Origin of the sequence: Bacillus sp. MRMR6 (assembly GCF_001940785.1) — a bacterium.
Lineage (GTDB): Bacteria > Bacillota > Bacilli > Bacillales > Cytobacillaceae > Neobacillus.
In genome coordinates, this window is the sequence record NZ_MSLS01000013.1 from 95,608 (window position 1) to 121,228 (window position 25,621).

Below are 25,621 nucleotides of genomic sequence, written 5' to 3' on the forward strand. Positions count from 1 at the left end.
TTAGCATGTCTTTAAAAAAGATAAAAAACTCCGAATTAACGGAGCCATTGGTTCATATGTTCGAGAATTTCTTGATTTTTAGCTGCCGCATTGTCTAAACCATGTGAGCCTGCCTGATCGAGAGGAACCACTTGATAATTTCTAAAGTTCTTGCTTGATACGAAGGTAGGATAAAAAATGGGGTTGGATAATTCAATTTTCTTTCCACTCTCCGTAATCTGTTTTGTTATTTCTACAGTTGCCATCCCACCAATGTCTTTATAATCCCAAATTTGACCGGAGATGAAATTTCCTAAAGAGTAAATGACAAATGACTTTCGACCATCCGCTGTTTCAATCCATTCCATGGGCTGGAGGACATGGGGATGAGATCCAAAGATGATATCTACCCCTTCATTAGCAAGGAAATTTGCCAGTTCCTTTTGCTCACTCGTTGGAATTCGTTGATATTCATTGCCCCAGTGGATACTCATGACCACTACATCTGCTTCTTGCTTAGCTCGGTGTATTTCTTCCTTCATCTGATCACGATTAATCAAATTCACAAGGAAGTCTTTTCCATTTGGTATGGGTATCCCATTCGTCCCATACGTATAGGATAGAAAAGCTAGATTAATCCCATTTTTCTTTAGGATTCTTAGTTTTTTCCGATCTTCTTCATTTAAAAAGCTCCCTACATGAGGTAAACCAATACTATTTAGATAATCCGTAGCCGAGAGAATACCTCTTTCACCTTTGTCCAAGGTATGATTGTTGGCTAAAGAAACAATATCTACACCCGTATTCACAAGAGCATCAGCTACTTCATGAGGGCTGTTAAACATTGGGTAACTAGAAACACCTATTTCAACCCCGCCTAACATACTTTCTTGGTTAGCTGTTAGAATATCCGGTGTTTCAAGAATACTCTTTACCTTCTCAAAGATAGGATTAAAATTATACTGGCTCCCACTAAAAGCATCTTTGTATACCGTGTCATGGATTAGGATATCACCAATTGCTCCAATGGTGATTTTTTCTGTTATGTTCCTGTTAATCGTTTCCTGTTCCCTTATCGTATGTACTTTTGCAGGATAGACCATTGATTGATCTCCCATTTTATTCTGCTGCTGGATGAGAAGGAATGAGGCTACCGCCACGCAAACTGAAATGATAAGTACAGATGAAATAACCGCTTTCTTTTTCATATTCCCTCCTTATCTGAGCTGAATTTTTCTTTCTCTTCTAATAATATAATATCCAATTGTTATTTTTCGACTATTTTCCGCATTTATTACCATAATCAGCAAATTTTCTGTGTCAAATGATTTACAAGACAAATAAAGGAGCTTCCTGTACACAGGAAACTCCTCATATATTATTCTTCCGTATCCAATTGCTCGAAAAAGTTAATTAATTCATCAAAACTTTTTGTAATTTTAGCAGGTATACCTAGGGGCCCGTCAATGTTAGAAAAAAACTCTAAAATAAATTCATCCTTTTCTGAATTGTCTGTTACATGAGTTGTAAATCTGTACTGATATTCTAATTCTTGCATCATTACACCCCCCAGTAATTGATTCTACTTTTATTTTACTGAAGTAAGGTTGTTTTTATTATGTGGAATTTGAATATTTCATGAAACATTAGAGGGTCCGGGGTATTCTCATAGGTCAGAATGTCCATACCATGTATCTCTTTTTCTCATACAATGTGGAGAAAGGAGATGTCATAATGAAGCCTATCCAAGTAAAAGAAATCCGCCAATTACTCCAGGGTGACTTACTTTGTGGCAGTGAAGATTGGTATATCGAAAATGTTATTTATTACAACCGGCATATTCTTAACACAAAAAATTCCATGCTGTTTGTTAGCCGACGGGATGAAATTAACTGGAGTGAACTCGAACAGTTGGGGCCTTGTTTAGTAATCAGTGATAAATCAGTAGTAGACTTACAACGAAATTCTGATAAGGTCACCGTTTTGAGAGTGGCGAGTGTCATCCAAGCCTATTGGAAGTTTATGACGTTTTATCGAAACCTGTTTTCTATTCCCGTGATTAGTATAACGGGGACATGCGGAAAGACTACCACTAAGGAAATCATTAAACACATATTAGGAGAAAAGTTAGTAGTTCAAGCCTCAATTAGCAGTATGAATGAACCGCGCCGTTCTCTTCCATATTTAATGGGAATTGACGAGACAACAGAAGCCGCAATTTTTGAACTGGGTTTAGGAAATACAGGGAATATTACCCACCAATGTATGATTTATCAACCTACCATAGGGATTATAACTAATATAGGTGTACATCATCTTGATGGCACTGGAAGTCTCGAAGGATATATCCAGGCTAAAGCGGAAATTGTTAATGGAATACGTGAAAATGGAATTCTCATCCTAAATGCGGATGATGAAAATACAAAAAAAGTTTCATTAGATGGGTTTAAAGGGAAAACAATCTATTTTGGTAAAGACTCGCCTTGCGATTTCCAAGCAACAGACATCAGATTTGGAAATAATCGGATGTTCTTTAATGTGAAATTTAATCATAAGAGCTACCCATTATCTATTCCTGGTTACGGAGAGCATCAGGTATATAATGCGCTAGCTGCACTTGCGGCTATTTGGCAAGTTGGCCGCTTAAGTATGGAAGAGATCTCTAAAAGGATGGCATCATTTAAACCCCTTGACCGGCATTTAGAAGTGACAACAGGTCATAATGGCTGTACCGTGATTGATGATACATGGACCAACAATCCTACATCTGTAGAGTCGGCATTGAAAGTGGTTGAATCGATTGCGAAAGGGAAAAAGGTAATCGTCATTTTAGGAGATATCAACCGCTTAGGAGAATATGAGGTGGAATACCATCAGAAAATCGGTACCTTAGTTGCTAGCAAGAATATTGACACATTGTTTACGATTGGTAAAAGGGCTAGAGAAATTGGCCATCAAGCAATAAGGGACCGTTTTAAAGGGAAAGTCTATCACATGGATCATGCCTTACAATTAAAAGACTTATTAGAAGAGATCCTTGACCATAACACCCTTTTATTAATTAAAGGTCCTATGTCAAGTCGTGCAATGGTTAATCTAGCAAATGGCTTAAAAAAACAACAGGATTGATTTTGAAAAACTCTGTAGATACAGGGTTTTTTATTTGTATTTTGTTGCAATAAAAGTGTAACGTTCCAGTAATAAAGCTCTGAACCCCTTGTCATTGCTAGGGGAAATCATTCTTAATCGCTTTACTGGAATATTTTACAAAATAGAATGATTGTTTTTCTGTGATACAATCTCCTTGTCCCAAACAGATGCTATAGATTAAGGGAATGGGAGGATAAATCAAATGAAAAAACTAATTGTTACCACTATAACGGGAGCCATGTTACTAACAGCAGGAAATTTCACTGTACCTACACTAGACAAGAAGGCAGCGGCTGCACCGGTTATTGGTACCAACCAAACTGCAGAACAAATCGCAAATCAAATCGTGAATATAGGGGCTGGACTAATTGGACAAGCAACCTATAGCACCTTAGAGTATAAAACAACCTATCCTTATAAATTTTCATGTGCAACATTTGTGGATTATGTATATAAACAAGCAGGTGTTGACCTTGCCACTTATAATGAAGACTATATGCTTAAGCTAGGAGAGCCTGTTAGCCGAGATCAGCTTAAAAAAGGGGATTTAGTTTTCTTTGATGCTAATCGTACAGACGCTAGTCCATCTGATCATGTAGCTATTTATTACGGTAATAATAAGGTTCTTCATATGGCAGACTCAAAACAAAACATCGTTATAACGGATATGTCGTCTAAACCATATTATACGACCAATTATGTAGGAGCAAGACGTGTTATTCCAAGCTACATGCCTTCTAACCCTGCTACACAGGCCGATAAAATAGTTGATGGAGCCTATGGCTTGATGGAAAAGGTAAAGATTGATGGATGGTCAAATAATGCTGCCGCTTTGACTTTTACAAGCGCTGGTTTTGTTAACTATCTTTATGGACAAAATGGTGTGAATTTAGGAACAAATACAGCAGCAGGACAAGCAAAATTAGGAACGTACGTATCAAAAGAAAATTTAAAAAAGGGTGACCTCGTGTTTTTCTCCTGGACTGCCGGAACAGGACTTCCCGAAATAGTCGGGATTTATGCCGGTAATCATAAAGTGTTAGTCTCAAACACATCAAAAGGGATCTTTTCTCGTGTTATGTTCGTACCTTTTTATCAATACAATTATGTTACAGCCAGACGCGTATTACCAGAAACACCCGTAACGCCAGCAGCGCCAACTGTACCTCAAGAACCAATTACACCAGAAGAGCCTAAAGCTCCTGTTGTTGAACCTGTTAACAAAATTGTACAAACAGCTGAAGGGTTAACGGGAAAGGCTCTTTACGGTTACACTTATAACGAATCGTCTTTAATCTTTACAGGTGCTGGTTTTACTTATTATATATATAAACAGAATGGCATTGATTTAAAAGAAAAAACAGCGGATAGACAAGCCAAAATTGGTACACCAGTTGCAAAGAATCAACTGCAAAAAGGTGATGTCATTTACTTCTCGCTAGACGGCAAAGCTGCAACTATAAAACATGCAGGCATTTACATTGGTAATAATGTGTTCATCCATCTAACAATGAGCGGGGTAATTAAAGAAAGCTTATCCTCAACATGGGCACTTCAAAATTACGTAACTGCTCGCCGCTCACTATAACCTAATATAAAAAAACGAGAGGAATATCTCTCGTTTTTTTATATTTAAAGCCATTTGATTTTTGGTTCAGTCTTATTGATGATGCGTTTAATATTTGTACGGTGACGGTAAATCACAAATGCTGCTAATAGGCTTACAGCTATTAACAAAGGAATATCTCCATCAATTATCGCATAAATAACCGCAACAATCCCAGCGAGCATAGAGGATAACGAAACATATTTTGTTATGTATAAGCTAATAAAAAAGACCACAAAAATAGTTAAAAACATAAACGGAGCACAAAACAATAAAACACCGCCAGAGGTAGCAACTGCTTTCCCGCCTCTAAAGCCTGCAAAAATCGGGTAGGTGTGACCAATAACTGCAAAAACACCAGCAACTAGCGGATTAAAATCACTCATTTGAAATAAAGCAGGAAGGGATGCTGCAAGTGTTCCTTTTAAAATGTCAGCGAGTGTAACAGCGATGCCAGCTTTAACACCTAGTGTACGGAAGGTATTTGTTCCACCTAAATTTCCGCTTCCGTGTTCTCGAATATCGGTTTTATAAAACACTTTACCGATTATCAACCCAGACGGTATGGAACCAAGCAAATAGGCTAGTACCAAAATGAAAAAAATTTCAACCATCGATTTAATTCTCCTTCTATAATTAATGAAGTTCTTTTATTTTACCATGGTTTTCAAAAAAAACACCATCTATGTTGATAAATCAATATAGTAAGTTATTAAAAAAATATCTTCTCATTTACTAGATGTTACCTTACGATAGAAGCAAGGGGGAAAGAAAGATGGCTCGAGTAGAATATCAAAAGAAAAGCGCATTATCACCAAAAGTAATTTATGGAGGTTTATTGTTCGCAGTCATATTGATTGTTTCTTCAATTTTCCTATTATTATATCCGTTTGCATCTAAAGAAAAAGCAGTTTATTTCGAAGGTGAAAATCCAATCCTTTTTCAAGGTGCACAACAGGGGAATGGACTCATTGAAGGAGATACTATATTTGTAAGCCTTTCGTTCATGAAGCAATACATTGACGAGAATATTATCTTTGACGAGAAATCTCAGTCTGTGATTATTACAACAGCCGGTAAAGTCATTCAAATGCCTACAGATTCACTAACCTTATTCGTAAATGAGGAGCCTGTAAATCTAGAAATATCTCCAACCATTACGAAGGAGGGAGAGACCTTCATTGCACTTGATTCTATTCTTCCTTATTATCCTATCCAATATAGGAAACTGAAGGATACGGAAGCGATATGGATTCAAATGGATGGTGAGCAATATAGCAAAGGGAAAGTAATTGCGAAGGATGTTCACGAGGAAAAGCTAAGGCTACGTACAGATTCTACAATAAAATCGCCCTATACAGATGGAATGGCAAAACAAGAACCGCTTATCATTGAAGGTGAGAAAGAGGACTATTACCTGGTTAGGAAGGAAAATGGGGTAAGCGGCTATTTGAAAAAAGCCTATGTAACCAAGGAAGAAGAGGTAGCCATAACAATAACTCATCAAGCCGCCACTAATCCTATTCCAATGCTTGATGGACCCATTCATTTAACTTGGGAAGCGGTGTATACGAAGAACCCTGATCATACTAAAATTTTGGATATGACAGGTGTGAATGTCGTATCCCCGACATGGTTCTCCCTAACCGATCAGGATGGAACAATCAAAAATCTTGCCTCTTTAGACTATAGTAAATGGGCACAATCAAAAGGGTACCAGGTATGGGGGTTATTTTCAAATTCGTTTGACCCAGACCTAACACATGAAGCATTAAAGGATTTTGAAACACGACAGACCATAATCCGACAGCTCCTTCATTTTAGCCAAATGTACGAATTACAGGGGATCAACTTTGATATCGAAAACGTGTATCAAAAGGATGGACCGCTCGTTACCCAATTCATGCGCGAGGCTACTCCTTATCTACATGAAGCTGGTTTAGTTGTATCAATGGACATTACCTTCTATGCGGGTGAAAACAATAATTGGTCTTCGTTTTATGAGCGGCCAAAGCTTGCTGAGATTGTCGATTATCTTGTCGTCATGGCGTATGATGAACATACCGGATCTGCTTCTGGATCAGGAAGTGTATCAAGTCTGCCTTGGGTCGAGAGGAACCTGAAAAATCTGTTAACAGAAGTACCTAAGGAGAAATTAATCTTAGGTGTTCCACTATATACACGGCTTTGGAAAGAGCAAATAAAAGAAGATGGCACAATAGATGTTAGCGCAAAAGCCCTTTCCATGAATCAAGTGAAAAATTGGCTGAATGAAAAGGGCTTGGTGGCAACATATGACCCAGAAAGCGGCCAAAATTATGCAGAATACTTTGATACAGCAGAAAATGTAACCTACAAAATTTGGATTGAAGATGAACATTCCTTGAATAAGCGCGCCGAATTGGCGTTAACTTATCAACTGGCTGGCATTGGCACTTGGTCAAGATTCTTCGGTGATGAAACGGCGTGGGCTGCATTAGATTTAAATATAGATCGTGCTGTAACCAGAAAATAACGTAGTAGTGGACCGGGACTCCTCGGTCCATTTTTTTATACAAAGGCTTAATCTGTTTTTCTTGTCTAATTTTAGTACAATTAGAGTCATTTTTATTACGAAAATATGGAGATTTTTCAAAGTATTTAGAAACAGATTGAAATCATTTGGTATTACGAAATATAATCTAGGTAAATTCTTCAATAGATATAGAGTTTCGAGCCGGCCTATCTTTAACATAACTGTGGTCAGTTTTCTTATATATTAGTCACTCATAGTACGAGGTGAAAGTAATGGTATTTACAAACCCAAATACTCATGCATTCAAAGATGTAAAAGTCTTATATGTAGAGGATGATCTTTTTTCACGTGAAAAATTAGTAAGGATTTTACAACGGCGTTTTCCCTATATATATACAGCAGCAGATGGTGAAGAGGGATTTGAGCTTTTTAAAAAGCATAAGCCAGAATTAATTATTGCAGACATTAAAATGAACCAAATGAGCGGTTTAGATATGATTGAAAAAATAAGAGAGATCAATGACCAAGTTCAGGTTATTGTGACCACAGCTCATGATGACAGCGAATTCTTCATCCACTCAATCGAATATAACGTAAATCACTTTATATTAAAACCGATTGAATTAGACCGCTTCTTAATTGCCCTCCAAAAATCAGCCCAACAAATTCAACTGGAGTTGGAACTAAACAAACAAAAGAAATTTACAAGAGCTATTTTGGACTTCCAGGATCATTTAATCTTTGTTGTTGAAAACGACCAAATTGTTGAATTTAACTCTGCCTTTTCTAAGTTTACAGGGATGGAAAAAGGTGTACCCCTACATAAAGGTAATGAGCTCTCACAACTAATCGTAGATGATATCAACTATTTCAAGCCAGAAGACCAAACAAATTGGATCGCTGAAATACTAGCAAGACCCGAAAAACAAACGAAAATTAGGTTAAGGCGTATAGATGGAAATACCTTTATTTTTTTTATGAAGGTTACAAACATAAATCAATTTGAGAGCCAATTTTTGTTTGTCTGTACCGATATAACAGAACTAGAGGAAGAAAGTAAGCGGAATAAACATTTGGCGATGATGGATTCTTTAACAAACAGCTACAACCGTCTAAAGTTTGATGAAATTTTAACAAGTGAAATAAGGCGCTCAGAACGATATCACCATCCTTTTTCTCTAATTATGATGGACATTGACCACTTCAAGAAAGTAAATGATTGTTTTGGACATCAAATAGGAGATGAAGTTCTTTGTACCATCTCAACGATTGTTCAGCAAAGGATTCGTGAAAGTGATATTTTTGCGCGATGGGGTGGAGAAGAATTTATCATTCTTGCTCCTGAAACAACCTTGGAAGGGGCCATAGAGCTTGCTGAATCGATCCGATTATTAATAAATAGTTTCTCTTTCCAGAAGATCAACCATTTAACATGCAGCTTCGGAGTAGCAGAATTTAATACTGGAAAAAGCAAGAGAGAGCTCTTTTCAGAAGTAGACCGAGCACTCTATCATTCTAAAAACCAAGGTAAAAACTGTGTTTCTATTATTACAGAAGAAATACTACGGAGGTGATGGAATTGTCTACAGAATATTCACTTATGACAAAACTTAAGGAAAGTGAAGAGTCTTATATGGATTTGGTCAAAAAATATGAGGCTGTAGTAAGTAATATTAGAGAGGTGATCATTCAGCTAGATTCAGATGGTGCTATTCTATTTGTCAATAATTCCTGGGAAAAACTAACTGGTTACAGCCTAGCAGACTCGATGGGAAAGAGTATTTTTGAATTTTTGATTGATGAGGAAGTCAAGGGTCTTAATAGTCAGATACCGGCTAAGGTCCTTAGCGGTGAGCTATATATTGTAACGAAAGAATTGAAACCAAAGATGATTGAATATTCTTTTAATCCATTATTAACACATGATGGGGAATTGGCTGGTTATACAGGATCCATAAACGATGTGACAGAGCGGAAACAGCAGGAATATTTAATAAGAGCAGGAAAGCAATATGTAGAGTCATTGAATCAGAATCTTGAAAGACGAATAAAGGAAGAAGTAGCTAAGAATAGACAAAAGGACCATATATTGATCCAACAATCAAGACTTGCTGCAATGGGTGAAATGATTGCAAGCATTGGACATCAGTGGCGACAGCCTCTAAATAGTCTTTCTTTATTAATACAGGATGTGAGGGAAGCCCTAGAGTTCGGTGAAATCAACGATCAATATATTGATCGTTTTACAAAAGAGAGTATGATGCAGATTAAACATATGTCTCAAACTATAAATGATTTTCGTAAATTTTATCGTCCAAACAAGGAGAGGGGTCCCTTTTCAATCGCTGACTCAATTGAAGATGCGTTATCTATCTTTTCTTCAAGTTTAAAGTACCATGATATTCAAGTTGAATTTGAATATARAGGGCGGCACATGGCTTATGGATTTCAAAATGAGTATAGCCAGGTGGTCTTAAATATATTAACGAATGCAAGGGATGCTTTTGTATACAATGATCTTACTAGCCGAAAAATGATCATACGAATTGAGGAGGATGATCAATTCTTAACAGCCTATATTACAGATAATGCTGGAGGTATTGAACCCGCCTTGTTGACAAAGGTTTTTGATCCCTATTTTACAACCCGAAACCATGGCACAGGCTTAGGCCTTTATATGACCAAAATGATTCTTGAGAATATGAACGGTGATGTTAAAGTGGTTAATACAGGCTTTGGTGMGGAGTTCGCTCTTATTGTCCCAAAAGTAACTGCTGAAACTATTCCAACACTCGTACGTGTTTAAGCAACCTAGCATCCAAGAAGTTTTGTTTTTGGGGAAAAGACTTGCTTATGTTATAGTTAGAATAGATGTAAAACATTCACGAAGGAGTGTAATTGATGTCTGTTCAAAACCCTAGTATTGAAGAAATTGGAGCGATCTTAAAAAAGGCAAAAAGGATTGCTGTTGTTGGTTTAAGTAATAACCCAGAGAAAACCTCTTATATGGTCTCAAAGGTCATGCAGAAGGCGGGTTATGAAATCATACCTGTCAATCCGACCATTGATGAGGTACTTGGCGTTAAGTCTGTGCGAACGCTAAAAGATATAGAAGGACATATCGACATCGTTAATGTATTCCGCCGTTCAGAGCAGCTGTTAGAAGTTGCTAAAGATTTTGATGAGATTGATGCAGACGTCTTTTGGGCTCAACAAGGACTTGTGAATGAAGAAGCGTATCATTTATTAAAAGAAAAAGGGTACACGGTAATCATGGACCTTTGCATAAAAGTTGCTCACGCAATTACTAAGTAAAAGACTGCTAAATTTTAGCAGTTTTTTACTTAGTAATTGCTAATATTAATATTACAATTATAAGTTGTTTCTAAGAAGTCATTTGCCAAATCGAAATAAATCGCTAAAATAAAGCATAGACGCCCGAGAAACATGTGGTACAATAAAGGCGGCAAACATTCGTTCTAAAGAGTTTTTTATGCTTTGTTACGYGGATGATGAAGGTAATATAAATATAAGAATCAGAATGTGTTTTTCTTTTGAGGGAATGAAAGGGGTATTTTAGTGGCAAAAAATCAGCAAGCTTTTGACTATAATGATGATGCCATACAGGTACTAGAGGGACTGGAGGCCGTTAGGAAACGACCAGGGATGTATATCGGCAGTACTGATTCAAGGGGACTGCACCATCTTGTATATGAGATAGTTGATAACTCCGTCGATGAGGCTCTAGGAGGATATGGGGACCATATAATTGTAAAAATACACAAGGATAATTCCATTAGTGTTATTGATAAAGGCCGGGGAATGCCGACAGGGATGCACAAAATGGGGAAGCCAACACCTGAAGTCATTTTAACCGTACTTCATGCTGGAGGAAAATTCGGTCAAGGCGGCTATAAAACAAGTGGCGGTCTACATGGTGTCGGTGCTTCAGTTGTGAATGCCTTGTCTGAATCGTTAACGGTTACCATCAAAAGAGATGGATTTACTTATGAACAACGATTTGAAAACGGGGGTAAGCCGGTTACGACATTAGAGAAAATCGGTAAAACCAATCAAACCGGAACGACGATTCACTTTAAACCGGATCCAACCATTTTTTCTAGCACCACCTATAACTTTGAAACATTATGTGAGAGGTTAAGAGAATCAGCCTTTCTTTTAAAAGGATTAAAGATTGAAATCATGGATGACCGTAATGATTTACATGAGGTTTTTCATTATGAAAATGGAATTGAGGCTTTTGTCGCTTATTTAAATGAGGAAAAAGATGTTCTCCATCCAGTAGTAAGCTTTGAAGGAAGCCAAAACGGGATAGAAGTAGAATTTGCTTTTCAATTTAACGATGGCTATTCAGAAAACATTCTTTCATTTGTAAATAATGTCCGCACAAGAGACGGCGGTACACATGAGGCTGGTTCCAAAACTGCAATGACACGTGTTTTTAATGACTACGCACGGAAGGTCTCACTTTTAAAAGATAAAGAAAAAAACCTTGATGGTGCAGATATTCGTGAAGGTTTATCCGCAATTATTTCTGTTCGCATTCCAGAGGATCTCTTACAATTCGAGGGACAAACAAAAGGAAAATTAGGAACAAGTGAAGCAAGATCATCTGTAGATGCGGTTGTTTCTGAACATCTTTCATACTTCCTAGAAGAAAATCCCGATATTAGCTCACTACTGATTAAAAAATCAATTAAAGCGTTTCAAGCACGTGAAGCAGCACGGAAAGCACGTGAGGATGCTAGAAGTGGCAAAAAGCGAAAGCGCTCAGATGCAGTGCTATCTGGGAAGCTTACACCTGCTCAATCTAGGAACCCACAAAGAAATGAAATTTACTTGGTTGAGGGTGACTCTGCCGGTGGTTCTGCTAAACAAGGACGTGATAGACGCTTCCAGGCAGTACTTCCTCTCCGTGGTAAAGTTATCAACACTGAAAAAGCTAAGCTGTCCGATATTTTTAAGAATGAAGAAATCAATACGATTATTCATGCTGTCGGTGCCGGTGTCGGTTCAGATTTTAACGTAGAAGATACAAACTACGATAAAGTAATTATCATGACAGATGCGGATACAGATGGAGCACATATTCAAGTATTATTGTTAACCTTTTTCTACCGCTATATGAAGCCTCTAATTGAGGCTGGTAAAGTGTTTATTGCTCTGCCACCTTTGTATAAAGTGAGCAAGGGCTCTGGTAAAAAGGAAATAATTGAATACGCCTGGAATGAAGATGAACTTCAGGGAGCGATTAAAAAGGTCGGTAGAGGCTACATTATTCAACGGTATAAAGGTCTTGGAGAAATGAATGCAGATCAGCTTTGGGATACAACCATGAACCCCGATACACGAACTTTAATTCGTGTAAGAATAGATGACGCAGCGAGAGCCGAGCGCAGGATCACTACCTTAATGGGTGATAAAGTGGAACCGCGCCGGAAATGGATCGAAGGTAATGTTGCCTTTGGTCTGGAGGAAGATGACACCATTCTTGAAAATGAAAATATAACGGTCATAGAGGAGGAATCTGAGATATGAGCACAAATGAAAAATTCCGTGACCTCCCTCTAGAGGATGTAATTGGCGATCGTTTTGGCCGTTATAGTAAGTATATTATTCAAGAACGGGCCCTTCCAGATGCTAGGGACGGCTTAAAACCAGTACAACGAAGAATACTCTTTGCTATGCATGTTGAGGGTAATACCTTTGATAAAGGCTTTAGAAAAGCAGCAAAAACGGTTGGTAATGTTATAGGTAACTATCATCCACACGGTGATTCCTCTGTTTATGAAGCGATGGTGCGGATGAGTCAAGACTGGAAGGTTAGAAATGTGCTTGTGCAAATGCATGGAAATAACGGTAGCATGGACGGGGATCCACCGGCAGCTATGCGTTATACCGAAGCACGGTTATCCGCTATCTCGGCTGAATTGCTTCGAGATATTGAAAAGCAAACGGTAGACTTTATTCCTAATTTTGATGATACATCAAACGAACCAACCGTGTTACCAGCAATGTTCCCTAACTTACTGGTTAACGGCTCAACTGGTATTTCAGCAGGATACGCAACAGATATTCCCCCCCACCACCTTGGCGAGGTCATTGATGGTGTTATCATGAGGATGGACCAACCAGAATCAACGGTTGATGAATTAATGACCGTTATTAAAGGACCAGATTTTCCTACAGGAGGCATTATCCAAGGAATTGATGGGATTAAAAAAGCCTATGAAACTGGTAAAGGGAAAATCATTGTTCGCAGTAAAGCGGAAATTGAAGAGGTCCGCGGCGGCAAACTACAGATCGTCGTGACTGAAATCCCTTTTGAAGTGAATAAAGCGAATCTTGTCAAAAAAATCGATGAATTCCGCCTAGACCGCAAAATAGAAGGAATATCAGAGGTTCGGGATGAAACAGACAGAACCGGACTAAGGATCGTCATTGAGTTAAAAAAAGATGTTGATGCACCTGGTGTGCTAAACTACCTGTATAAAAATAGTGATTTACAAGTTACCTACAATTTTAATATGGTTGCCATTTCTGAAAAGCGTCCAAAATTATTAGGAGTTCGTGAATTATTGGACGCTTATATTGGCCACCAAAAAGAAGTTGTTACGAGAAGGACAAAATTTGAATTAAACAAAGCAAAGGAACGCCAGCATATCGTTGAAGGGTTGATGAAGGCATTATCCATACTCGATGAAGTGATTGCAACCATTCGTGCTTCAAAGGATAAACGAGATGCAAAGGATAATTTAATCGCAAAATTCGCGTTTACTGAAGCACAAGCAGAAGCGATTGTCTCCTTACAACTTTACCGATTGACCAATACAGACATAACTGCATTGAGAACTGAAGCGGAAGAGCTTGCTAAGAGAATTGCTGAATGGACAGCGATCTTAGAAAGTGAGAAAAATCTTTTAGCTACGATAAAAAAGGAACTAAAAGATGTAAAAAAACGCTTTGCTGATGAACGTCGTTCAAAAATTGAAGCTGAAATCGAGGAGCTAAAAATTAACCTTGAAGTTACAGTTCCTAGCGAAGATGTCATCGTCACTGTAACGAAAGAGGGATATGTAAAGCGGACAAGCCAACGATCTTTTGCTGCCTCAAATGGCCAGGATTTTGCTATCAAGGATTCTGACCGCTTGCTCGCACGGCTTGACATGAATACACAAGATGTCTTACTTCTTTTCACTAATAAAGGGAACTACTTGTTCTGTCCTGTCCATGAACTGCCAGATATTCGCTGGAAGGACCTTGGACAGCATGTGGCAAATATTATTCCAATCGACCGTGACGAAGAGATCATTCAGGCCATACCGGTCAAAGATTTTGAACAAGATTCTTACCTGGTTTTTGTAACGAAAAATGGAATGGTTAAGAAAACAGAGCTGAAACATTATAAGGCACAGCGATATTCTAAACCGTTAGTTGGGGTTAATTTAAAGGATGATGATCAGGTAATTGATGTTCATCTAACAGATGGTTCGAGAGAAATTTTCTTGATCACTTATTTAGGCTTTGCCCTATGGTTCCATGAAGAAGAAGTTAGTATTGTTGGTGCACGTGCATCAGGGGTCAAGGGCATTAACCTGAAAGACGGCGATGTTGTAGTTGGTGGTAAGGTTATTAGCCAAGATCACAAAGAATCAATTGTGATTACTACTCAGCGCGGAGCTGTAAAAAGAATGAAGCTTAAGGAATTTGAAAAGGCAACACGAGCTAAACGTGGTGTGGTCATTTTAAGAGAACTTAAAGCCAATCCGCACCGTGTCATCGGATTTGTTCTTGTCAATGAACCAGATGTCGTAGTCATTGAAACTGAAAAAGGGAATTCAGAAACTCTAGTAACGGGTGAAATTCATTTTAGTGATCGGTACTCTAACGGGTCTTTTGTCATTGATGAGTCAGAAGGCGGAAAAGTAACCTCCATTTGGAAAATTGAATCAACTGAAAAATCTTCTCTATAAATTTATTAACTAAAAACCTCCCTTATTATTAGGGAGGTTTTTTCATCCCGCATTAAGGAGCCCCACTTCTAAACTTAGAAGAATCAAAGAAGGTTATGGGGGATAGATGGAAGTTTCATTGTTTTTTTCCTAAAAATGGGCATACTACCTATATCACACTTTGGAGGGAAAATGATGAAAAAAGAATTCTTGTTAGTTGCTGCTTCTTTTTTTCTAATGTCAGTCACATTGATTACAGGTGTGTATGCCATTGAAAATGATGATGGTAAAAAGGGAATTACTATATCTAAAATAGAAACTGATCTTACAGGTGACGGCAATATAGAGTCCCTTTATTTAAAAGGGGTTCCATATAAAGACGATGAAAACTTTTTAAGGAGTATTTATATGGATATAGAAACCAAGGAAGGAAACAAAATACATATTCCATTAGAAAGTGGAAATAAGGCCGCGTTAAAGCTCATTGACATTAATGGTGATGGAATTAAAGAAGTGTTAACAAATGTCTATATAGAGGGGAATAACGGAACAATTAACAGCTATCTGTATTCATTAAAGGACGGAGTTCAGACAGAATTAACGATTCCAGACCCAATTGAGATGGAGAGTCATTTTGAAAATGGTTATAAGGCGAAGTTAACAATAAAACCTACAGGAAAAACGTATTCATTCGATTTAAGAGAACGAAAGAAATATTATAAAAAGCTCGGACTTTACTATAATGGAAAATTAAATGAACCTACTGAGTTGAAGGTTAACTCTTTTAGCACACTAAAGCCCACTCGGACTTCTACTGGATTAATGGGATTAAAGGGCATTCAAAAAATAACTGGTATAGCAAATGGGGATACCATTGCATATGTTGTGTCTTCCTGGAGTTATCGGGACGGGAACTGGACCTTAGTTGATACAATAGTCCGAACGGCCGATGATAAAAAGTAGGAAATGGTAGGCGTTTGTCACAATATGTTCTCTCCGCCCATATACTATGGTAATAATCTCAGGATTATCATGGTTAAAGGAGTTGTCATTTTGATGAGTATGTTCAATCCCTCCAAATTAACAACCAAATATTCTGCCCCAGCAACCCAATTCCGTCCCTTAGAGGGAAGGAAATATACCCTGACTCATTCTGATACGACAGGACAGTTGTTTTTAACAATAGGTGTTCATTATGACTATCTGGCAATTAATCCTCAATCACGTGATGAAGTCTTAGCAGAATGGGTACCACAAATGGGGGAATTTGCACTGATTGGCCGAGTGTATGTTAGTGGCGGGGAATTTGATGAGAATTACGCTAGGGTCAGATATATGATTTTTCAGAAAGAGTTGGATCTCGCATTAAAAGCGATTGTATACGGAGATCAAGCCTTTTACAGCAATTTTCCATGGCTATTGGATGCACCGATTTACATCCAGTTTGAGTCAGTGTACCCACAGTTTAATCAATTGTTTTATTATGGAACACCTAGATACTTTTTACACTCAGCAATCAAAGAGCCGGTCTCATAACACACAGGAAATCCTGTGTGTTTGTTTATTAAGGAATAAAAGAGGCACTGAAATAATCTATGTAATAATGTTATGTAAACTTAGAAGCAATCCGAGAACTAATAGATCTTGAAGATACTATATGCAATTGACTCGAATTTATTAATTTTGAATTTAGTTTAATAAACAGAAACTTGTAAGGTTTTAATGCAGCAAGATGCAACATTATTTAAGTTAACTAATTAATTGTTGGTTATTTTTTATTTTGTCTCATTAACTTAAGTATACTTAGGTAATGAGACGATTTATCTTCTTCAAAATACAACTTCCGAGAATATATATTATGTAAACTTCGAAATAATTATGGAGTTTCCTCGTGTTATCCCCTTAAGTCCCCATAATAATTGATATATGGAACTTCGTTCCCCTAAGTTCCTCATAATGGTTGGCTCCTTTCGGGTGATTTTGGTTCCATGGTTTGAACGATTATACATGGAAATTGAACCATAATTCTGCTTTGTTCATTTTATTATTCTTGGAGGAATGAAAATGCTGCTGTCACAAGCAATGGATGAATTTTTGCTGTATTTACAAATTGAACGAAACTACTCTCAAAATACGTTAGATAGTTACGAATATGATCTACAGACACTGCATGACTTTTTAGTACGTCATAAGCGGTCGTTAGAACTGGAAGATTTAATACCTTCCACCATCCGCCGATACATTCAAGAAATGGTGCTAAAATATAAATTAAAACCACGGACCATGGCGAGGAAAATTTCCTGTTTAAAATCATTGTCCCAATACTGTCTAAAAGAGCGCTTTATCAGTGTTGATTTCATGGCTGGAATTGAAACCCCTAAGCATGATAGTAAACTTCCCGTCTATATGTCCTTATCTGAGGTACAAAAGCTCTTCCGTTTTTTGGAACAAAATCAAGGACGTTTTGCTCTGCGTAATCATTTGATGTTTAAATTGCTTCCGAGTACGGGAATGAGACGGCAAGAGCTGGTGGATCTTACCTGGCAGCAGGTCAATTTTGATAATATGACACTAAAGGTGTTTGGGAAAGGAAAAAAAGAACGCCTCCTCCCCCTCCACCCGATGGTTCATGAGCTGTTTAAGGAGTACCATGACAGTCTGCTTTCTTATCAAATTCATCCTGAAGAGCCAATCTTTCGGAATAAAAACGGTGTACAATTAAATGCTCGCGGCCTTCATAAGATTTTTAAGGAAACCCTGCTAAAAGCAGGACTTCCGCCAAAAAGGTTTTCCCTCCATCATATGAGGCATACGTTTGCTACCCTGCTGCTTCAAGAAAACAAGGAAAACGTGGACATTCGCACGCTACAAGAGCTATTAGGACACGAAAGTATGGCCACCACCTCTGTTTATACTCATGTGGACTTTGAGCAAAAGCGTAAGGCCATCCACAGCTTTAAATTAGAAGAATAAACGTAAGCTCCCATACAGGGAGCTTACTTCGTTTCCTTCCTTAAGAACCAAGAGGATACATTCCATACGCATGCATATAGGGATAACTTACAGGCTGCTGGGTATAGGCTCCACTTGAATGGAAAACAGGTTGTTGTGGTGGTTGCATTCCCGTATTCATCGGCATCATTTGATAGGGTTGCTGCATCATCATTCCATTCATATTCGGATCGGATGGATGTGGATACAGATTCGCCGTATGCCCCCCTGGTGGAATCATATAGGGGTTCGCTTGTTGATAGGCATGAAAAGGTTGCATAGGCTGTGGTGCCCCCTGCTGCATGGTTGGTTGTCCATTCAGATTCATTAACTCCATTTGCTTGTTATGATTAGCGGTTTGAATAAGAGTATGTTTAAACTGTGTAATCGTATGTTCAAATCGCAGAGCTTGTGGAAATATATATTTTAATTCTTTAAAAATCTTTTCAATGTCAACATTCATGAGGTGATGTTCTTGAAGCATTAAGAGCGTTTCTAACACTTCTTCCAAGAGGAGCTGGGCAATTCGAAGTTCCTCTTTGTATTCCTCCTCCATCCACACATATCTTGGAAGATTCCCTTTTGTCATAACAGGATTATGACCCAGCATAAACCGAATGGCATCATCAGAAACACCGATGATTCCAAAAATCGTTGAAAGGGTGTATCGAAATGCATAAGGAGTAATTTGCTTTTCCCCCTCCCAACGCAGCGTATCGCATAATTTCTTTACCAAATGATTTAACTGTTTATTCGCCAGTGGTTTTCCTTGAGCCCCATATAACAAACTATCGTTCCCTTTTAAATGCATCATTTCTATGTATCGTTTGATACTGTTAAAAAGAACTGGGGGTAAGGGAATAAATCCTGTTTTGTATTTGGAGGTATTTAACTCATTACCATCCGCTTCTCCCTCTTCATCTAGTATCTCCCCGTATTTAATGCCTTTCTCCACCTCTGAAATGGAATCAACGGTTAGCTTAGACAATGTGACATTTCTAAAGCCCGACATCATATTTAGAAGAAGGGGTATTTTCAGTTGCTTCAGTTCTGGTACTGTCTTCAATGCTGAATAAATTTCAAATACTTCTACTAAGCTTAACACTCGAGAATGATGCCCAACATCTGTTGCGGGCACATGGATGGCTAGAAAGGGGTTCGCTCCGAATACACCCATAGATTTAAAGAATGTAAAAATGAAGACATACAAGCAATTCGCTGCTTAATGGTTTTGGATTTTTCCTTTTTTTCCTCTCGTAAATATTTGACCCACTGTTGAACCATTTCAAAGTCAATGTTTTCGATAATCGGTTCAATCTGATTTTTCAGCATAAAGGCTTCCAAGCTTGAAATGTTATTGCTATAGGACGAAAGAGTATTATTTGACCAAGAGCGATTTTCCTGCATGATTTCAAAAGCTAAACGAATGGATGAATTTCCGTTAATTCGGTCTTTAATTTTACCAGGAGTTGTTTCTTTTTGTTGTTCTGAAGTAAGGTTTGATTGCATGGTTTTATTCTCCTTTAAAATGAATTTTATTAGTATAATTGAAAACTGAGTAATCTTGTTCCTAAAAAAGCCAATATTCCCTACCGTTTATGTAATTCTCCCTTTAGCTGATCCCTTAATCACGGCTTTCTTAYAACTTATTCCAGGGAAATGTTCAGGTTTTCATAGACTTCTTCAAAAGGGTTACAAGAAATGAATCCTAAATCTTTTAAATGAGAGAAAAAAGAGGTAATAACGATTATTTTCATGATGATTGTCACCCTATTTTGATTCTCTTCCTCCAGTGAATGAAACCAGCGTTGACTGATGATAGGATTGACATGTTCAATGCTGGGTTCTATACCATTAAGGATTAAAAAATCTATGAACCCGCTCACTGCCCACTCAAAAGAATGTAACAGGTCAGTAGAACACGTTTGATTCTCTTTGTTTAGCTCAAGAACTTCCATTATCAGTGTGGAATTTTCTCTCTTATTATTAATTAAATACTCACTTTCGAATAAATCTTCAAAATCAATAGTTCGAGCATTGTAACTTTTCAAATGTCTTATGTCTTCGCTTACACTTACAGTTGTTAGATTCGTCATATTTGATTTCTCCATTTTCTATGATATTTAAGAATGGTGATTCACTTTGTTGCACGCTTTAAATAAATAATTAAGAGTTGAAATCATATGTTTCTTTAACCGAAACTCCCTATTTTGTAGCCTGTAATATTTAGAACAACTAGGTACTTGTCTATTGATTATTAAATTAAATGGGAAGTTAACGTTATGTAACTGGCCGTTATTCGACTTCTAAACTCCCTTCTATTCAAGCTAGGAAAAAATGGCATAAAAAAAAGCAAACGGATAGTGAGAATCACTAATCCATTCGCTTGGTTCTTCCAACACTGAATGCATTGATATTGAGTAAATATGAAATTACTTATAATTTATCATTTACATCGCAATAAGGCAATAAAAAGAGAGAAAATATTTTTTGAACTTTTTATGTCTTTTTCATATCTTTAATATTATCTAGATCTAGTGGAAATAACCAGGCTGTATCATAATAGCTCTTTTATTTCCTCTCTTATCTATCTTTTTATTCATTCCTTTGCTCGTTCTAATAACAATCTTCATTAATTGTCGGTTTTAGTAGCTTGCTATACGACAAAAGCAACAGGAAGAATTTTGTTAAAATCGACACCAAATTTGTTATAGTTCCTCTTTTAATAATTTATCTTTTGTTGCTCCAACGGACTCAACCTGCTAACTGGCACCAAAAATGTTATAGTTGCCTTTCTTTTAGATTTTTTTGTAGTCTGTTACATGCCTTCTATTATCTATCTTTTGAGTGCTTTTACAGTCTATATGTGACCTACTCGCTACTCTTTGAATAGAACGCACCCATGTTGTTATAGTTGCCTCTTCTTTTAACATTCTTTCACTCATCTGGTTATGTCTTTTTTATTTCTTTTATTCCTCCTGATGGTCAACCACCCACCAGCTGTACAAGGGTGTAAGGTGGCGAACCAAATTTGTTATAGTTGGCTCGCTTGCCATTCATTTATATGAGAGCGAACAATAACCCGCTTTCTCATTAAAAAAGGAGCGGGTTGCTAATCTCTATTAAAGGGATATGTATTATTTTGTTCATTATTTCGCTTGGTAGTACTGTGGCAATATAACACTATAGCGAACAGTTTACTAATGGTGTAGCCTTTTCTTCAAGAGAAGGAGCGGGTTTATATGAGTCTGTGTATGTCCCCATATTATTAGGAAGGGTTAAGAATCATTAAAAATTCCTCATTGATGCCCAAACGCCCATAATTTTCAAATCCATAACGTTCAAAATACTTCACATTTTCTTCTGTTTCAGTCCACAGTGTAACCGGCAGTTCATGCCTTGTAGCAAATACAAGAACAGAGACAACCGCCGTTTAGTGTGTTGTTCCTTAAAACAAAAAAACACCTTCCTGCTTCGATGTAGGAAGGCCATTTATAAAATGCTATTAACAGCAATAGTTAATTTTGTGTTAGGTATTCTTTTGATATTATCATTTTCTGACCTTTTCGTTCCCCGTCAAGAATTTTGATCCATACCAACTCAAAGGGATTTTCTTCTTCATAGTCATTTAAATACTCGACGTTAACACCTTCATCTATGATACCGAGTCCTACTTTCCATAGTGCTTTTTCATCAGTTGTCCTCAACCATAAATTAAGTGCGTCTAAATCCTCCGAGTCTCCTGAAAAGACGGTGGCATCTTGTTCGTTTATATAATAGGAGTCCTCTGGGTTTACACCACATCCTGATAATAATAGAAAAATTAGTGCAATTACTGGAAATATTTTTTTATGCATGGTGTATCACTCCTTTTTTTAGATCCCTGAGGATTTATCGGTATCCTTTTTATGAACGACATATTTTTGACTTGTTACTAAAGCTACATAGGAAACGACGAGGTTTCCGAACGTTAACAGTATCCCGGAAAATAACGCATAGCTTGAATCATCAAACCCAGATACGTAAAAAAGCTGAGAAATGAATGTGCAGGCAGCTATTAATATAAAAACTTGTTGTACGCCCTTTTCTTTCAGTCTATGTATGGCATAAAAGTCTAGAATATAAGCAGATAAAACTAATAGAACAGGAGCACCATCTCCATATTCAGGAGCAAACATCGCTGAAATAACGTAATACCCTATAAGTAGTCCGATTCCCCAATAAATATAAATGGGTTCTATAAGGGTTTTGTTTTTGTTAGGTGAGGCCGGGTTCCCGCTGTTCAAATTTACCTTTTGCCCCACTTCCCTTTCAGGTGGTTCATTTGGATGAATTTTAATGACTGTCCCGCATTTTGCACAAAAATTGTCCTCAGGATTTAAATTAGTACCGCATTGCACACAAAACACAATAATCCCCCATTCTGGTAGTTTGTTTTAGATTTCTAGTAATCTTACACGTTCATTCTATACCTAAAGGGATATTTTTACAATAAAGCAAAAGTTTGAAAAAGGTGAAATTCCTTCAACTTCCGCCTAGACTGGTTGATACTCGGCTCCATCTATGGACAGCTCATTTATTTCTACTTGATGGCCATAATTAAATTCGACTAGATTCTTAATATTGTAAAGCATGAATTCATCAGAAAATGCGGCGGGTGTACCGGATCCTTTGGTGTGTTTTTTCCAGTTACAAATGTATTCCTCAGCAAATTGAGGTTGATTGTGCCAGTGAGTTCGGATGTTTTTCTCAATCCATTCAAACATATATGACTCTCTTGTTTCTTCATGCATTTGCAGTAAATGTGGTTCATAAATGCTAGTGTCCTCTTTATAAAAGTGGCCGTACTCGTCTGCAAAAAAACAAGAGAAAAATCCTTCGTGTGGAGAGAATGTAGTGAATGCTGACAGATAAAATTCTGAATCGGGTTGATTGCGCACGAAAATTGTTAATGCTTGTACTTTTGATTCCGCTCTAATAACAGCGGTCGGGAATGTTTTGCCTTTGACGGTAAATAGTTTTTTCATACTGAACCCTCTTTCCGTATTTGTTCTTAGTTAGAATATCAGAACTCTTAAGCAGAAAACTGATTATGACAGAAAATTCATATACCAGTGTGAATTTGTAAGAAATTGAACGGTTATATGACAAAAATGGTCATTGAATTGTAATGTTAGACGATATTTGTTTGGAATATCGGACTTCGATATAAATAGAAAAACCACCCCAATATTAAATTAAACCGTTCCGTTTTGGGGTGCATATTCTATAAATGACAATAAAAAGGTGTCTGAACTGACAATAGTTCTGACACGATTTTTTAATTTCATTTTAGAGTTTTGACACCAGATAAGAGTTATATTATAAAAATGGCGATTAGGCTTTTCTCTTAACTAGGTGAGTAATGTAAATTATCATTCCAATAACTCCAATTAGCCAAAACGTTAGATTAATAATGGCTTGAAAATAAAAATTATTACTTGGATTGTTCCAAAAATAGATAAAAACTATAATGTATGCTATTGCCCCACCAAAGTATAGAGTTAATCCTATTTTGCCAAACAAATTAATTGGTTTTAGAAAATTAATTAATTTCAAAAGCATTCCCCCTAAAGGCAGTTAAATTGACACCATAATTGACAATTCAAATGACAGTATAATTTAGATGTACAACAATCATTGTCCTATATAATTAGTATGTCATTGTTGAAGTCGATTCTCTATTAAAAGTAAATTAAACCTTTATATAAAAGGAAAATGGCATGCGTCAATTTGCATGCCATTTTTTATGCCAATTCACCGTTATACACCTCAAAACGGAACGGTTTATTATTAAATTAATGGTGGTTTTTCTATTTATCTAAATGACGTTCCTCCACCCCAAAGTTCTCTTCCTCCGGTATGGCCGGTATTAAGGTGTGTTTCTCTATCCACTAACTGAAGTACGCCAGGCTCTTCATTGTGATGCCAAATGTATCCTTCAGGGGTGATACCCATACCCAATCCATGAATGTCTCCATGGGATAACCCAATGACTTTTGCAATTTTAGGATCCTCTTGTATTGCTTGATATAGTGTCTCATTTGCAACTTGAAAGTGAGTGGAATCATTCTGTAGGTATAATTCTTCAACTATGACTACATTGAAATTTGATTCAAAGACTGGGAAAACTCCATCAACAGTTCTTCCGTCAGGCAACTCGATGCGTTTCTCTAGAAATAGAACACTGGTTTCGCTATGTTCTGTTCCTGATAAATGGTCGTTACGCGTTTCAATATCTGATGCTTGTACTAAGTTGTCAGGAGTTAACACATCTAATACCCCAACTGCAGTCGTTGCCACTATGACTACTTCTCCTAAGTTTTTAAGTCCTTCCCTTAGCTCTTTTTTGTTCTGATTTTTCAATCCTCTAAGGGTTAAGTGAATGTTTTGCCCTCCATATCTAATGGTGGTTCCTATACCTCTAACAGTACGAGTAGCTGAGTCCTTCAAATCAGCCTTCCCTTTCTGCTTAAGGGCTTCATTTTTCGTAAGTATTCCGATGATCCCTTTTGATGCCCCGTCTGCAACCTGTGCAGCGGTCTCTATTGCATGTATAGAACTGTTAATGGTGGTCTTGCCAACCCTTTCGAAGTAATCACCCGCTCCTTTGTGTTTGATCGAAATAATTTTCCCTGCTCCTTTTACAACTCCCTTAGCAGCTCCTCCTGCAAGATACGTTACTACCTTAGCTGTACCTCTAAATATCACCATGGTTATGCTCCTTCAATAAAAGTATGGAGTAAATGAAAGAAAAAGCGTTACATGTACTACCCATCTGGTGGATTTAGTTTCGCATAATGGATAGATTTTTTCTCGGCCCATAGTTTAGTTGCTCTTACGTTAGTTTTAATCATGGTACCTCCTTAAGAATATTTTTAGCCGGCTCTATAGGATGGATTGTTTCCACCCTAACGTTGTAAAATCGGGAACTTGTTTTTTGATTTACTTAATATGTCTGGTTAGATTGGGATAACGGTTATAATTAGATTGTTTATGACAATAAACTTCTTGTTGGTACAGATGTACGTAATCTTTCTCTCTCCGTTTTCCAGGATTTCAGGTACTGTCACATTACTTTCTTCGATTTCCTCTTTCGCAAACCGTTCGGCAGCATCAAAATCATTTATTGGCTTAATTCGCTCGTTGATCCGATCAAATGCATGTAAGGAAAGTTTTAACTCTGAGTATTTCGACTTTTTCATCGGTTTTCCTCCTATATCTTAACGCTTTCCTTTCATTACTCCACTAGAATTATTGCCAGAAATCTTCCGTTTTCTTCTGGTTCCATCACCTTATCTCTCGACATTTTTTGCGGGTCATTCTTAAAAGTATGTAAAACACTTTGCCTAAACTTGGTATATGATA

Annotated in this window: 23 protein-coding genes; 11 read left to right on the forward strand and 12 right to left on the reverse strand. The window is 37.3% G+C overall.

The features are described from left to right. Positions 1–35: 35 nt before the first annotated feature. Both BTR25_RS14220 and BTR25_RS14225 read right to left on the reverse strand, forming a co-directional pair. Positions 36–1,187 (reverse strand): CapA family protein, encoded by a 1,152-nt coding sequence (locus tag BTR25_RS14220; protein ID WP_075688707.1) that lies wholly within the window; start codon positions 1,185–1,187, stop codon positions 36–38. Between the two features lie 170 nt (positions 1,188–1,357). Continuing rightward, positions 1,358–1,540, reverse strand: a complete 183-nt coding sequence (locus tag BTR25_RS14225) for a hypothetical protein (protein ID WP_139311242.1) — start codon at positions 1,538–1,540, stop codon at positions 1,358–1,360. A gap of 173 nt (positions 1,541–1,713) precedes the next feature. On the opposite strand from BTR25_RS14225, the gene BTR25_RS14230 reads away from it, so the two are divergent. Further along, entirely contained in the window at positions 1,714–3,108 is a 1,395-nt protein-coding gene (locus BTR25_RS14230; protein ID WP_075688709.1) for a UDP-N-acetylmuramoyl-tripeptide--D-alanyl-D-alanine ligase, read from the forward strand. 223 nt (positions 3,109–3,331) lie between these two features. Further along, positions 3,332–4,717 (forward strand): C40 family peptidase, encoded by a 1,386-nt coding sequence (locus tag BTR25_RS14235; protein ID WP_075688710.1) that lies wholly within the window; start codon positions 3,332–3,334, stop codon positions 4,715–4,717. Positions 4,718–4,761: 44 nt separating this feature from the next. Here BTR25_RS14235 and plsY read toward each other — a convergent pair whose 3' ends face one another. Then, the gene (gene plsY, locus BTR25_RS14240; RefSeq protein ID WP_075688711.1) at positions 4,762–5,349 is read right to left on the reverse strand and encodes a glycerol-3-phosphate 1-O-acyltransferase PlsY; all 588 of its coding nucleotides are present in this window, start codon (positions 5,347–5,349) and stop codon (positions 4,762–4,764) included. Positions 5,350–5,510: 161 nt separating this feature from the next. Here plsY and BTR25_RS14245 point away from each other — a divergent pair, with 161 nt between their 5' ends. The 9 genes from BTR25_RS14245 to BTR25_RS14285 all read left to right on the forward strand — a co-directional run bounded on the left by BTR25_RS14245 (position 5,511) and on the right by BTR25_RS14285 (position 18,196). Then, a complete protein-coding gene (locus BTR25_RS14245; protein ID WP_075688712.1) occupies positions 5,511–7,250 on the forward strand; it encodes a glycosyl hydrolase family 18 protein in 1,740 nt (579 codons plus the stop codon). Between the two features lie 272 nt (positions 7,251–7,522). After that, positions 7,523–8,824: a GGDEF domain-containing response regulator gene (locus BTR25_RS14250; RefSeq protein ID WP_075688713.1), complete on the forward strand. Its 1,302-nt coding sequence runs from the start codon at positions 7,523–7,525 to the stop codon at positions 8,822–8,824. Between the two features lie 5 nt (positions 8,825–8,829). Continuing rightward, complete coding sequence (locus tag BTR25_RS14255; RefSeq protein WP_175596790.1) at positions 8,830–10,056, forward strand: PAS domain-containing sensor histidine kinase; 1,227 nt, start codon at positions 8,830–8,832, stop codon at positions 10,054–10,056. 95 nt (positions 10,057–10,151) lie between these two features. Continuing rightward, positions 10,152–10,565, forward strand: coding sequence for a CoA-binding protein (locus tag BTR25_RS14260; protein WP_075688715.1), 414 nt, complete (start codon positions 10,152–10,154; stop codon positions 10,563–10,565). A 264-nt stretch (positions 10,566–10,829) separates the two neighbouring features. After that, a complete protein-coding gene (gene parE, locus BTR25_RS14265) occupies positions 10,830–12,809 on the forward strand; it encodes a DNA topoisomerase IV subunit B (RefSeq protein ID WP_075688716.1) in 1,980 nt (659 codons plus the stop codon). Next, on the forward strand, positions 12,806–15,244 hold the full coding sequence (gene parC, locus BTR25_RS14270) for a DNA topoisomerase IV subunit A (protein WP_075688717.1): 2,439 nt from the start codon (positions 12,806–12,808) through the stop codon (positions 15,242–15,244). The genes parE and parC overlap by 4 nt, the downstream gene beginning before the upstream one ends. Before the next feature lie 171 nt (positions 15,245–15,415). Then, complete coding sequence (locus BTR25_RS14275; RefSeq protein WP_254842717.1) at positions 15,416–16,186, forward strand: hypothetical protein; 771 nt, start codon at positions 15,416–15,418, stop codon at positions 16,184–16,186. A 93-nt stretch (positions 16,187–16,279) separates the two neighbouring features. Continuing rightward, positions 16,280–16,759 carry a staygreen family protein gene (locus tag BTR25_RS14280; RefSeq protein WP_075688719.1) on the forward strand — a complete coding sequence of 160 codons (480 nt, stop codon included), beginning with the start codon at positions 16,280–16,282 and terminating at the stop codon, positions 16,757–16,759. Between the two features lie 528 nt (positions 16,760–17,287). Then, positions 17,288–18,196: a tyrosine-type recombinase/integrase gene (locus BTR25_RS14285; RefSeq protein WP_075688720.1), complete on the forward strand. Its 909-nt coding sequence runs from the start codon at positions 17,288–17,290 to the stop codon at positions 18,194–18,196. Positions 18,197–18,236: 40 nt separating this feature from the next. Here BTR25_RS14285 and BTR25_RS14290 read toward each other — a convergent pair whose 3' ends face one another. The 9 genes from BTR25_RS14290 to BTR25_RS14330 form a co-directional block, all read right to left on the reverse strand. After that, the gene (locus BTR25_RS14290) at positions 18,237–19,424 is read right to left on the reverse strand and encodes a site-specific integrase (RefSeq protein WP_139311243.1); all 1,188 of its coding nucleotides are present in this window, start codon (positions 19,422–19,424) and stop codon (positions 18,237–18,239) included. Further along, entirely contained in the window at positions 19,361–19,723 is a 363-nt protein-coding gene (locus BTR25_RS14295; RefSeq protein ID WP_075688722.1) for a site-specific integrase, read from the reverse strand. Before BTR25_RS14295 ends, BTR25_RS14290 begins: the two co-directional genes overlap by 64 nt. A gap of 137 nt (positions 19,724–19,860) precedes the next feature. Continuing rightward, the gene (locus tag BTR25_RS14300; RefSeq protein WP_075688723.1) at positions 19,861–20,310 is read right to left on the reverse strand and encodes a hypothetical protein; all 450 of its coding nucleotides are present in this window, start codon (positions 20,308–20,310) and stop codon (positions 19,861–19,863) included. Between the two features lie 1,422 nt (positions 20,311–21,732). Next, complete coding sequence (locus BTR25_RS14305) at positions 21,733–22,071, reverse strand: hypothetical protein (protein ID WP_075688724.1); 339 nt, start codon at positions 22,069–22,071, stop codon at positions 21,733–21,735. An 18-nt stretch (positions 22,072–22,089) separates the two neighbouring features. Further along, positions 22,090–22,623 (reverse strand): zinc-ribbon domain-containing protein, encoded by a 534-nt coding sequence (locus BTR25_RS14310; protein WP_075688725.1) that lies wholly within the window; start codon positions 22,621–22,623, stop codon positions 22,090–22,092. Positions 22,624–22,749: 126 nt separating this feature from the next. After that, positions 22,750–23,241 (reverse strand): hypothetical protein, encoded by a 492-nt coding sequence (locus BTR25_RS14315; protein WP_075688726.1) that lies wholly within the window; start codon positions 23,239–23,241, stop codon positions 22,750–22,752. Positions 23,242–23,590: 349 nt separating this feature from the next. Then, positions 23,591–23,812, reverse strand: a complete 222-nt coding sequence (locus BTR25_RS14320; RefSeq protein ID WP_075688727.1) for a hypothetical protein — start codon at positions 23,810–23,812, stop codon at positions 23,591–23,593. Positions 23,813–24,070: 258 nt separating this feature from the next. After that, positions 24,071–24,967, reverse strand: coding sequence for an HNH endonuclease (locus BTR25_RS14325; RefSeq protein ID WP_075688728.1), 897 nt, complete (start codon positions 24,965–24,967; stop codon positions 24,071–24,073). Positions 24,968–25,215: 248 nt separating this feature from the next. Continuing rightward, positions 25,216–25,458 (reverse strand): hypothetical protein, encoded by a 243-nt coding sequence (locus BTR25_RS14330; protein WP_075688729.1) that lies wholly within the window; start codon positions 25,456–25,458, stop codon positions 25,216–25,218. Positions 25,459–25,621: the final 163 nt, after the last annotated feature.